The 12,697-nt window shown below is 37.5% G+C and carries 6 protein-coding genes, 1 pseudogene and 1 CRISPR repeat array; of the genes and pseudogenes, 5 read left to right on the top strand and 2 right to left on the bottom strand.

Annotated elements, in window-relative coordinates; genetic code table 11:
- The first annotated feature begins 227 nt into the window (after positions 1–227).
- Entirely contained in the window at positions 228–584 is a 357-nt protein-coding gene (locus BLS89_RS07140) for a hypothetical protein (protein WP_092736987.1), read from the top strand.
- 139 nt (positions 585–723) lie between these two features.
- Here BLS89_RS07140 and BLS89_RS07135 read toward each other — a convergent pair whose 3' ends face one another.
- Entirely contained in the window at positions 724–2,706 is a 1,983-nt protein-coding gene (locus BLS89_RS07135) for a heavy metal translocating P-type ATPase (RefSeq protein ID WP_092736985.1), read from the bottom strand.
- 47 nt (positions 2,707–2,753) lie between these two features.
- Positions 2,754–3,077, bottom strand: coding sequence for a zinc ribbon domain-containing protein YjdM (locus BLS89_RS07130; RefSeq protein ID WP_092736983.1), 324 nt, complete (start codon positions 3,075–3,077; stop codon positions 2,754–2,756).
- A 255-nt stretch (positions 3,078–3,332) separates the two neighbouring features.
- On the opposite strand from BLS89_RS07130, the gene cas9 reads away from it, so the two are divergent.
- From cas9 to BLS89_RS07110, 4 genes and pseudogenes are all read left to right on the top strand, one after another.
- Complete coding sequence (cas9, locus tag BLS89_RS07125) at positions 3,333–7,490, top strand: type II CRISPR RNA-guided endonuclease Cas9 (protein ID WP_092736981.1); 4,158 nt, start codon at positions 3,333–3,335, stop codon at positions 7,488–7,490.
- Between the two features lie 11 nt (positions 7,491–7,501).
- On the top strand, positions 7,502–8,395 hold the full coding sequence (cas1, locus tag BLS89_RS07120; protein ID WP_092736979.1) for a type II CRISPR-associated endonuclease Cas1: 894 nt from the start codon (positions 7,502–7,504) through the stop codon (positions 8,393–8,395).
- Positions 8,392–8,730: a CRISPR-associated endonuclease Cas2 gene (cas2, locus tag BLS89_RS07115; RefSeq protein ID WP_092736977.1), complete on the top strand. Its 339-nt coding sequence runs from the start codon at positions 8,392–8,394 to the stop codon at positions 8,728–8,730. Before cas1 ends, cas2 begins: the two co-directional genes overlap by 4 nt.
- A gap of 119 nt (positions 8,731–8,849) precedes the next feature.
- Positions 8,850–12,358: a CRISPR direct-repeat array (repeat unit 47 nt; unit sequence GTTGCGAACTATCGCAAAGATAGTAAAAATTGAAAGCAATTCACAAC).
- Positions 12,359–12,434: 76 nt separating this feature from the next.
- A pseudogene (locus BLS89_RS07110) lies at positions 12,435–12,697 on the top strand (hypothetical protein); the annotation flags it as partial.

Raw genomic sequence — 12,697 nt, 5'->3', positions numbered from 1 at the left:
AAATTATGAAATCAAAAGTTAAAATTTTTGCCTTAGGCATTTCATTAGCTTCCTTGACGAGCTGTGCTTTAACAAATTCTGTAAAAACAGATTAATTATCAACCAAATTTAAAAATTGACAACAAATTATCCCATAGTAAGATTATTGATGTCCAAGAAATTAAAGATGCAAGAGGCTATTCAGATGAAAAAGTAATTTTTTACAAAAAAACCTTTATAACCAAACAATGTCCGGCGCATATGTAGCTGAAAAACCAGTTGCTGAAATTTTGACAGAAGCTATAAAAAAAGGATTTAAAGAAAAAAACATTTCTGTTGGCAATAATAATGATTATATTTTAAAATCTGAGTTAGAAAAACTAGACTATGAAGCTATTTCTGGATTTTCTACCGTTCAGTTAATTCCACAAATTACTGTTAAATTTCAACTTGTTGACAAAGATGGAAAAGTTGTTTGGACTGATATAATAACTGGAAAAGCAAATACTAAAAGTATTAAATTTGAAAAATTTCTACCTCCAGCAATTGATAATCTTATAGAACAACTTGTAAACAATCCCGAATTTTTGAATGCTATAAAATAATTCACTTAAAAGACAATTTTATTTAACCTCAGTTTTTGATAAGCGTATTCTATATATTTTTCAAGGACTGAGGTTATATATTGAATCTTTATATCAGTAAATAAGAACACTTATAACAAAATGATTAAAATGGGACGGGCTATCTAAACCTTACCATTTGTATTCTGCATGCATTGAAAACGGCTAACAAAGCTACGCCTACATCTGCAAACACAGCCTCCCAAAGTGTAGCCTCTCCAAATGTTCCCAGCGTAAGGATTATAATCTTGACACCAAAAGCTAGTCCTATATTCTCCCAGATTATATTTCGGGTTGTTTTTCCTATTTTCATAGCGGTTGCCAGTTTAGAAGGCTCATCATTCTGTATCACCACATCTGCCGTTTCTACTGCCACATCACTGCCCAATGCCCCCATAGAAATACCTATGTCTGCCGAAGCTATCACAGGAGCATCATTTATCCCATCCCCCATATAGGCTGTATTTCCGGCAGATTGAGCTTTTATTGTTTCAAATTCTTTGAGTTTGTCCTCTGGCAATAGATTACCTATGGCTTTCTCTATGTGGAGTTCTTTAGCTATTTTATTTGTTACTTGATGATTATCTCCGGACAACATTACAAAATGCTTAATCCCTATCCTGCGAAGCTTTGTGATACTTTCCTTTGCATCCGGTTTTATTTTATCTGCTATCGTGATATACCCTACATAGCTTCCGTCATAAGCGATAAATACTATTGTTTCTACCATTTTTTCAAAAAAAGATGGCGTAGCCACTCCTTGCTTGGAGAGCAAGTCCTTATTTCCTATACAAAGAAGCTTCCCTTCTATCATTCCCAAAAGCCCGCTTCCGGGAATTTCTTTAACCTCGTCTGCCATAGGGATATTCCACTCTTTTGTTTGTACGAAAGCTGTTATAGCCTTCGCAATCGGATGAGTAGACTTCTCCTCTATTCCGGCTATCATTCCCATCATCTTTGCTTTATCATATTCTGATGAGATTTCTATTTTGTTAATCGCAAAAACTCCCTTAGTAAGGGTTCCCGTCTTATCCACTACCAAAGTGTCTACATTTACAATTTTCTCTAAATATGAAGCTCCCTTGAACAATATCCCATTCTTTGAAGCCGCTCCCAATCCCCCAAAATACCCCAATGGAATAGATATAACCAAAGCACAAGGACAAGATATAACCAAAAAAATCAAAGATCTGTAAAACCATTCCGAAAACTGATAATTGCTAACCAAAAACAAAGGAACAATACTAATCATTACCGCCAAAGCAAAAACTATAGGAGTATATATTTTAGCTAACTTTCTCACCATAAGCTCCGTACCTGCCTTTCTATGAGATGCGTCTTCTACTATCTTTAATATTCTTTGTACGGAAGAATCTTCATAAGCTGTCGTAGCCTCCATCTGAATGACATTCTCCAGATTGATTACTCCGGAAAATATTTTTTCGCCCTTTCCTACAGAGATTGGTTTACTTTCTCCCGTAATGGCAGCCGTATTCAGCCTTGCCTTATCTGATACTAATTTGCCATCGATAGGAATTTTTTCCCCTACCCTTACCTCCAAAATATCTCCTATGTTCACTTCTTTGGGCGGAATACTTTGCCACCCTCCATCACGCCAAACTCTTGCCTGAGTAATTTTAACACTCAATAAATCTTTAATGCTCTTCCTCGCCCTTTTTACAGCAATACTTTGCAAATATTCTCCACAAGTATAAAACAGCATTACTCCTAATGCTTCGGAATATTCTCCGAGAGCAAAAGCACCTATACAGGCTACGGACATCAGCGTAAATTCATTAAAGAAATTTTTATTTTTAATTTCTTCTATTGAGGATTTCATAACCGGATAAGCAACCGGCAGCGTAGCTATAAAATAAAATAAAAACCTCAATAGTCCATAGAAAACAGAAACACTAATGTGTTGACTAACAAAACCTTCTACCTCTTCGTAATAAGGAAGATTTATAGTATAAAACTTAGAATAATAATCAATGAACACTCCAAACCCTAAAAGGACAAAAGAAAATATAATCCAATTATTAAATGCGTGTGTGTTATTCTGATGCTGCCCTGTTGAACAGCAATGTTCTTCATTTTGGCACATAGAAACTTATTTTATGATAAAAATATCGTAAAGCAAAACAACTATCACTAAGACTTCCGCACAAATTCTGATTTCAGAGCCATAGAGCCAAATCCATCTATCTTACAATCTATATTATGGTCGTTATCAAAATTGAGTCTGATATTTTTGACTTTGGTTCCTGCTTTTATAGGTTTAGGAGCACCTTTTACAGGCAAGTCTTTGATTACAACTACAGAATCTCCATTCTGAAGCTCGTTGCCGTTAGCATCTAAAATTTTCTGTACATCATCTTGCTCTTCTTGCGGATTCCATTCGTAGAAACACTGTGTGCAAACCATCAATGCTCCGTTTTCGTAAGTATATTCGGAATGACATTTAGGACAATTCATAATCTTTTATTTTTTTTGCAAAAATAATTATTTATTTACGAAACAGCATCATCCGTACCTCAAAATAAAATGCAATACTCCCTTAAATAAAAAAGCCCCGAAGAATAGTCGAGGCACTAAATGTTTTCACAACGGAATAATCCTTATTGTGAATTGCTTTCAATTGGGACAAATGTACATATTTTTTTCTAAATTGACAAAAATATTTTTTGTATATTTGTAAAGTGTTAATCAATTTAAACCTAAACACCTATTATGAAACCCAAAAGAATCCTTGGATTAGATTTAGGCACCAACTCCATTGGTTGGGCTTTGGTAGAAGAATCTGCAAGTATAGAACAACCTTCTAAAATAGTCAAATTAGGCGTCCGGGTAAATCCGCTCACTACGGACGAAAAAAATAATTTTGAGGCAGGAAAACCGCTTTCCACGAATGCCGACAGAACAACGAAAAGAGGGGCTAGACGCAATTTGCAACGCTATAAACTCAGAAGAGAGAACCTAATCCAACTTTTGATTGAACATCATCTAATTAACAAAAACACGCCTCTGACCGAAATCGGCAAGGGCTCCACCTATGAAACCCTTTCTTTAAGAGCGAAAGCCACGAAAGAGAAAATTTCATTGGAAGAGTTTGCCCGTGTTTTACTCGCCATCAATAAAAAAAGAGGATACAAAAGCAGCCGAAAAGTGAATAATGAAGAGGAAGGACAAGCCATTGACGGTATGGCGGTGGCGAAAAAACTCTATGACGAGCAGCTTACGCCCGGGCAGTATGTCTATTCGCTTTTGAGCCAAAATAAAAAATATGTTCCCGACTTCTACCGTTCCGACTTAAAAACGGAATTTGATAAAGTATGGCATTTTCAGAAACAATTTTATCCCGAAATATTATCGGACGAGCTATACAAAGCATTGCAAGACAAAAACAAGACGCAGACTTGGGCGATCTGCAAACATCCCTTTCAAATAGAAGGCATTACCCTGAAAGAAAAAGGAGCAGAACTGAAAAAGAAAAAATATGAACTTAGAAGTCTGGCGTTATCCGAGCAATTTGACTTGGAACGATTAGCCATTGTTTTGCAGGAAATTAACAACAATCTCAATCAGTCCAGCGGCTATCTGGGGGCTATTTCGGACAGAAGTAAGGAATTGTATTTCAATAAAGAAACCGTGGGGGAATATTTATGGAAACAAATTCAAAAGAATCCGCATACTTCGCTGAAAAACCAAGTATTTTATCGTCAGGATTATTTAGATGAATTTGAGCAAATATGGGCGACACAAGCGAAATTCCATTCACAACTTACCGATGAATTAAAGGAACAGGTCCGCGATGTGGTGATTTTTTATCAAAGGAAATTAAAGTCCCAAAAAGGATTGCTCAGCTTCTGCCAATTTGAAAGTCAAATACAGAAATACACAGACCCCGAAACCGGAAAAGAGAAAAAAAGAACCATCGGAAGACGCGTGGCACCTAAGTCTTCGCCCCTATTCCAAGAGTTTAAAATATGGCAAAATTTAGCCAACTTAACTTTTGAAAAAACTAAGGCTTCTGATGAGAAATCGCCTTTGGCACAAAAAGAAAAAAATATTTATGTACTGAATGAAGAAGACCGCCAAGCACTCTTTGAAGAATTGAACTTACGCGGAAATCTAAGCCAAAAAGAAGTGTTTAAATTTCTGGGGCTGAGAGAAAAAGAGTGGCGGACAAATTTCCCGCAAGGCATACAAGGCAATCGTACCAATGCAGTGCTGATGAATGCTTATAAAAATATTTTGGAGGCAGAAGGCTATGCTTTTGATTGGGAGAAAAAAACAGCTCCTGAGATTAAAGAAGAAATAAAATCCATTTTTTCATCGGTGGGAATCAATCCCGAAATCATTTATTTTAAAGCTTCTTTGGAAGATACGGCGTTTGAAATGCAGCCAGCGTACCAACTTTGGCATCTGCTCTACGCTACCGAAGAGGATGACAAAATCAGCGAAGAAGACAAACTCGTCTATGGAAACAGTGCCGTAAGGCTTAAAAAAAAATTAGTGGAAAAATTCGGCTTCACACCGGAGCAGGCTAAATGGGTGGCGAATGTCCCTTTGCAAGATGATTACGGAAATCTTTCCACCAAAGCGATGCGTAATATTATTCCGTATTTGGAAGCCGGACACGAGTATTCCGATGCCTGTGAGTTAGCAGGATACAATCATTCTAACAGCCTTACCAAAGAAGAAAATGAGAACCGCGAGCTAAAAGAGGCGTTGGAGCTTTTACCGAAGAACAGCCTTAGAAATCCGGTGGTAGAGAAAATTCTCAATCAGATGGCCAATGTCGTCAACCAAATCATCGCAGCATACGGAAAGCCGGATAAAGTCCGCATAGAATTAGCCCGAGAGCTTAAAAAAAGCGCCCAAGAGCGTGAAAAAATGACCAAGCAAATCAATGCGGCGACCAAACAAAACGAAGAATACCGAAAAATATTAACCAAAGAATTCGGCATTCCGAACCCGACACGGAACGATGTTATCCGCTACCGCCTCTGGCTGGAGCTTGAAAACAATGCTTTCAAGGATATTTTCAGCAATAAGCAAATCAAAAAAGAGGATTTGTTCTCTTCAAAGATCGACATTGAGCATATCATTCCAAAAGCCTTGTTGTACGACGACTCTTTCTCGAACAAAACTTTAGCATTCAAGGACATTAACCTAAAAAAAGCCAACCGTACGGGCTATGATTTCATTTCCGAAGATTACCATGAAAATCTCGACGATTATGTGCAGCGTGTGGAAATGCTTTACAATGGGGGAGCTATCTCAAGAGCCAAGAAAGAAAAGCTGCTGAAACCTCAAAAAGATTTGAGTGAAGGATTTATTGAAAGGGATTTAAGAAATACGCAATACATCGCCAAAAAGGCAAAAAATATGCTTTTAGAAGCGTTCAGAGAGGTGGAGGCCACTTCGGGAAGTGTTACCGACAAGCTAAGAGAAGACTGGGGGCTTATCAATGTAATGAAAGAACTGAATCTGCCCAAATACAAGGCTTTGGGCTTAACCCAAAAGGAACAGCGATTTGACATAGGCAGAGGAGAAACCAAAGAGGTAGAAGTCATCACCGATTGGACCAAGAGAAACGACCACCGACACCACGCAATGGACGCTCTCACGGTTGCCTTTACCAAGCTAAACCACACCCAATACCTTAACCGCGTAAATACCGCCAATGACGATTCCATAGACAACGAAAAAATCATAGAACGGGTAAATGGCAAAAAACAGTTCATTCCACCAATGCCTCACTTCCGAAGCGAAGCGAAGAAGCATTTAGAAGAGGTTTTGGTTTCTATAAAAAATAAAAACAAAGTCTTTACAATTAATAAAAACCACACCAAAGGCGGCAAGAACGAACCGCAAAAAGTGAAAACCCCTCGCGGACAATTGCATAAAGAAACTGTTTACGGCAAGGCGAAAGTTCCGATGTCAAAACCAACTAAAATCAGCAAAAAGTTTCCTTTGGAACAAGCAAAATTGATCATTAATCCAAAAGAAAAAGAAGCCGTACTAAAGCATCTGGCTTTGTACGACAATGATCCTCAAATCGCTTTTGACACCAAAACACTTAAGAAAAATCCTTTGCTCTTGAGCGATGAACCCTTAAAAGAGGTGCTTTGTTTTGAAGAAATATTTACCATCAGAAAAGAAATCTCTCCAGATCTGAAGATAGACAAGGTGATGGATGAGAAAATCCGACAGATTTTAAAAAAGCGTTTATCGGCTTATGACAACGACGCTAAAAAAGCTTTTTCGGACTTAGACAAAAATCCGATTTGGCTCAACGAAGAAAAAGGCATCTGCATCAAGCGGGTTACCATTACCGGAGTGAGCAACGCCGAAGCACTGCATTATCAAAAAGATCACTTGGGGCAAGAAATTTTAGATGAAAAAGGCAATAGAAAGCCTATTGATTTTGTCAGCACCGGAAACAACCACCACATTGCCATTTACGAAGATACCGAAGGTAAATTACAAGAAAAAGTAGTTTCGTTCTTTGAAGCCATTGCAAAGGCCAATCAAGGATTGCCTGTCATTGATAAGGAGTTCAACAAAGACTTAGGCTGGAAGTTCTTATTCACAATGAAACAAAACGAAATGTTTGTCTTCCCTAATGATGATTTTGACATCAACGAAATAGATTTACTGGACGACAAAAACGCTTCTTTGATTAGTAAGCATTTATTTAGAGTACAGAAGATTGGCTCTAAAGACTATACATTCAGACACCATTTGGAAACAACAGTAGATGCTAAAAGCGAATTAAAAGATATTGCTTATAAAAGAATCAATAGTTTAGAGCCATTACACAATATCAAAAAAGTTCGCATCAATCATATCGGCAAAATAGTACAAGTAGGAGAATATTAAAACTATGCATTATGCTCTACCGCTCTATCTACATTGGCAATCCTGCCTATTTGAAGTTAAAAGACGAGCAGATGAAAATCATTTGCCCCGAAACAAAAGCAGAAAAAGGGAGCATTCCGGTGGAAGATATCGGTTTGGTGATGCTGGACCATTTTCAAATCACTGTTTCCCATCAGCTTATTCAGAAGTTGATGGGAAATAATGTGGTGCTCATCAGCTGCGATGCATTCCACTTGCCGCACGGCGTAATGCTTCCCCTAAGCGGACATTCCGAGTATTCCGAAAGGGTAAAATACCAACTCGAAGCCAGCGAGCCACTCAAGAAAAATCTTTGGAAACAAGTGGTAGAGGCAAAAATTGAAAATCAAACAGAGGTACTGAAACAGCGGAATTGCTTTTTCGAACCGATGCTTCAATATAAAAAAGAGGTCAAAAGCGGAGATGCTACCAACATGGAAGGCATTGCGGCACAGCACTATTGGAAGTATTTGATTTCAACGGACTTCCTTCGCGAACGCTTTGGCGAATCGCCCAATCCCTTTTTTAATTTCGGCTATGCCATGCTGAGGAGCATCGTTGCCAGAGCTATTGTGGAAACGGGATTGATGCCTGTATTGGGAATTTTCCACCGAAATAAATACAATGCCTATTGTCTGGCAGATGATATGATGGAGCCGTACCGTCCTTGGGTGGACCAGCTGGTTATGCAGTGGATTGACGAGCATCCGCAAGATGACGAGTTGAGTAAGGATTTTAAAGCCTTTATGCTGAATATAGCCACGACCGATGTCCGAATCGAAAACAAGAACCGCCCGCTCATCGTAGCGGTAAAAACAACGATTGTTTCGCTTTACAAATGCTACACCGGCGAAAAACGACAACTTGCTCTGCCTGAAATGTTATGAACTCAGACCGATTTAATGCCTACAGAGTTATGTGGATAATGGTATTATACGACTTGCCCACCGAAACCAAGACCATGCGGAAAGCCGCACAGCTGTTCAGAAAACGCTTGGAAGACGATGGTTTCGGACTGTTTCAATTTTCCGCTTACATCCGCCATTGCCCGAGCAGAGAGAATGCAGAAGTACATATCAAACGGGTAAAATCCATTCTGCCCAAATACGGAAAAGTTGCCATCATGTGCATTACCGATAAGCAGTTTGGCAACATTGAAATTTTCTTTTCGCAGCAAAAAGAAGCACCGCCACCCACCTATCAGCAGTTGGAGCTATTTTAGACTGAGCTTTTACAAGCAGAAAATCATTAGGAATAAGGCTAAGCTATTCTTGTTTCTGCTAAAAATTGTAATTCTAAAGAACGCAAAACCCGCTGAAAAATAGCGAGTTAAATTTTGAGGTTGCGAACTATCGCAAAGATAGTAAAAATTGAAAGCAATTCACAACATCGGTCAAGCCCTGCAATGGTTTTCTGCAGTTGCGAACTATCGCAAAGATAGTAAAAATTGAAAGCAATTCACAACACAAACTAAAATAATATTATGTACAGAGTAGTTGCGAACTATCGCAAAGATAGTAAAAATTGAAAGCAATTCACAACATATATTTGATAATGGTTTTAAGCATACCAGTTGCGAACTATCGCAAAGATAGTAAAAATTGAAAGCAATTCACAACTATCCGACCAAACAACGATATAAAAGCGGTGTTGCGAACTATCGCAAAGATAGTAAAAATTGAAAGCAATTCACAACTAAAGATGTTTTAATTTTTCCATAATGTTTGTTGCGAACTATCGCAAAGATAGTAAAAATTGAAAGCAATTCACAACAATCTATATTATACCAAATATCCCCATCTAGTTGCGAACTATCGCAAAGATAGTAAAAATTGAAAGCAATTCACAACATCCACCTTGATAATATTCATTACAGCTCTGTTGCGAACTATCGCAAAGATAGTAAAAATTGAAAGCAATTCACAACAGCTCTATGTATATGGGTTTTTTTTACAATGTTGCGAACTATCGCAAAGATAGTAAAAATTGAAAGCAATTCACAACAAATCTTTGCTTGCAAATCCGTGCATATTTGTTGCGAACTATCGCAAAGATAGTAAAAATTGAAAGCAATTCACAACAACTTGCAATTTCATCAATAGATAAGGACTGTTGCGAACTATCGCAAAGATAGTAAAAATTGAAAGCAATTCACAACTACCTGAAGGCGATAAACAAAAAGTTTGTAGTTGCGAACTATCGCAAAGATAGTAAAAATTGAAAGCAATTCACAACAGCTTTTGTATATCAGATATCCTCAATGAAGTTGCGAACTATCGCAAAGATAGTAAAAATTGAAAGCAATTCACAACCTGCCATGGTAGCTCTTCGTACTGAATAACGTTGCGAACTATCGCAAAGATAGTAAAAATTGAAAGCAATTCACAACGGTCTTCTTGATTGGGAACACCGTACTCCGGTTGCGAACTATCGCAAAGATAGTAAAAATTGAAAGCAATTCACAACATATTCTTTTTTCATTCCGTACACTTTGCCGTTGCGAACTATCGCAAAGATAGTAAAAATTGAAAGCAATTCACAACAGCGAAGTAGCTCCGAAGAAACTCCGCTCGGTTGCGAACTATCGCAAAGATAGTAAAAATTGAAAGCAATTCACAACAGCAGTATGCTTATTTACTATCGCTTGTTTGTTGCGAACTATCGCAAAGATAGTAAAAATTGAAAGCAATTCACAACGGCTTCCGTGCAGTAGTACGCTCCGTTTTTGTTGCGAACTATCGCAAAGATAGTAAAAATTGAAAGCAATTCACAACGGCTTCCGTGCAGTAGTACGCTCCGTTTTTGTTGCGAACTATCGCAAAGATAGTAAAAATTGAAAGCAATTCACAACGGCTTCCGTGCAGTAGTACGCTCCGTTTTTGTTGCGAACTATCGCAAAGATAGTAAAAATTGAAAGCAATTCACAACGAATGGTGCCAACGCCGTGAATATGCCGTAGTTGCGAACTATCGCAAAGATAGTAAAAATTGAAAGCAATTCACAACTGCATTATAAATAGTGATAACCTTTTCTCCGTTGCGAACTATCGCAAAGATAGTAAAAATTGAAAGCAATTCACAACAACAGCTTCTGGATTATCGGATACTAATTTGTTGCGAACTATCGCAAAGATAGTAAAAATTGAAAGCAATTCACAACAGCTTGATGTATATGGGTTTTTTTTACAATGTTGCGAACTATCGCAAAGATAGTAAAAATTGAAAGCAATTCACAACGCTACCTGCACCATTACCACCAATAAAATGTTGCGAACTATCGCAAAGATAGTAAAAATTGAAAGCAATTCACAACCAGGTTTATTCAAGAATCTTCCCACTGCCTGTTGCGAACTATCGCAAAGATAGTAAAAATTGAAAGCAATTCACAACAAGACAATCCGAAAGACTTTCCCCACTTGAGTTGCGAACTATCGCAAAGATAGTAAAAATTGAAAGCAATTCACAACCGTGCCGTTACAAAAAATGCAGGCGTAAAGGTTGCGAACTATCGCAAAGATAGTAAAAATTGAAAGCAATTCACAACTTTAGATGCCCAAAAGGAGGGGTACACAGTGTTGCGAACTATCGCAAAGATAGTAAAAATTGAAAGCAATTCACAACAATAATATAATAAAACAACAATACAATTATGTTGCGAACTATCGCAAAGATAGTAAAAATTGAAAGCAATTCACAACGCGTGGCTTTGGACGATAGACCCCACGATGTTGCGAACTATCGCAAAGATAGTAAAAATTGAAAGCAATTCACAACATAATAAAATTTACCCTATCAATTCCAGCCGTTGCGAACTATCGCAAAGATAGTAAAAATTGAAAGCAATTCACAACGGAATCTTCATTCTCTTGACCAAATAAGTAGTTGCGAACTATCGCAAAGATAGTAAAAATTGAAAGCAATTCACAACGTAGCTTTTGTTGCTTTTTTTGTCATATAAGTTGCGAACTATCGCAAAGATAGTAAAAATTGAAAGCAATTCACAACCTAATTTCTTTAATTTAAAACCCTCTAAATGTTGCGAACTATCGCAAAGATAGTAAAAATTGAAAGCAATTCACAACAATGGTGTAGTAATACCGTTCGGAAGCTGAGTTGCGAACTATCGCAAAGATAGTAAAAATTGAAAGCAATTCACAACATACTGGCTATTACATTTAGTATTATATCAGTTGCGAACTATCGCAAAGATAGTAAAAATTGAAAGCAATTCACAACTTATCTTAAACAAAGGTGCATCTGGAGTGGGTTGCGAACTATCGCAAAGATAGTAAAAATTGAAAGCAATTCACAACAGATATCAGAGCTGTTGGAGGTTTCTCCGGGTTGCGAACTATCGCAAAGATAGTAAAAATTGAAAGCAATTCACAACCTGAAGCCTCGTGTTAAGCCTCATAATCTCGTTGCGAACTATCGCAAAGATAGTAAAAATTGAAAGCAATTCACAACGGGTGAGATGTCTTGAAATAAGTAGGATAAGTTGCGAACTATCGCAAAGATAGTAAAAATTGAAAGCAATTCACAACAATAATATAATAAAACAACAATACAATTATGTTGCGAACTATCGCAAAGATAGTAAAAATTGAAAGCAATTCACAACGCGTGGCTTTGGACGATAGACCCCACGATGTTGCGAACTATCGCAAAGATAGTAAAAATTGAAAGCAATTCACAACATAATAAAATTTACCCTATCAATTCCAGCCGTTGCGAACTATCGCAAAGATAGTAAAAATTGAAAGCAATTCACAACCTTTGGAGGAAAGCCTTAAATCGGCAGAGAGTTGCGAACTATCGCAAAGATAGTAAAAATTGAAAGCAATTCACAATCGACATCGTTGATAAAAAGTGGGCGTGGTTTGAAAAAGCATTATATGCTACACGTTCGGTCTCCGAGCCACTAACAGTGCTATTCAATGGAAATATCATTGCAGACTATTGTTGTATCAAAAAAGCCATTGAAAGAGCGGACCATGCTGATATTATAAACATTAGAGATAAAAACGAAAAGTCTACCTGGCCAGCCAAAAACAGCGAGGAGCATATAAATAGGGTACTTTCTAAAATCTCCACTCAAGCAATACAGGGGGAATATTTTAATAATCCGGTCAGTATAGGAAAAGTCTTTAAATCACTGAAATATGCTAAATTACAAGACTTAAAAAAATA

This window comes from Riemerella columbipharyngis, from assembly GCF_900101995.1.
Classification (GTDB): Bacteria; Bacteroidota; Bacteroidia; order Flavobacteriales; family Weeksellaceae; genus Riemerella; species Riemerella columbipharyngis.
The sequence above is the reverse complement of the archived record's forward strand: the minus strand, read 5'-3'. Positions and strand labels throughout refer to the sequence as shown.

Coding starts and splice junctions, on each gene's coding strand:
- BLS89_RS07140 (WP_092736987.1), top strand. CDS start 228: ATGTCCGGCGCATATGTAGCTGAAAAACCAGTTGCTGAAATTTTGACA.
- BLS89_RS07135 (WP_092736985.1), bottom strand. CDS start 2,706: ATGTGCCAAAATGAAGAACATTGCTGTTCAACAGGGCAGCATCAGAAT.
- BLS89_RS07130 (WP_092736983.1), bottom strand. CDS start 3,077: ATGAATTGTCCTAAATGTCATTCCGAATATACTTACGAAAACGGAGCA.
- cas9 (WP_092736981.1), top strand. CDS start 3,333: ATGAAACCCAAAAGAATCCTTGGATTAGATTTAGGCACCAACTCCATT.
- cas1 (WP_092736979.1), top strand. CDS start 7,502: ATGCTCTACCGCTCTATCTACATTGGCAATCCTGCCTATTTGAAGTTA.
- cas2 (WP_092736977.1), top strand. CDS start 8,392: ATGAACTCAGACCGATTTAATGCCTACAGAGTTATGTGGATAATGGTA.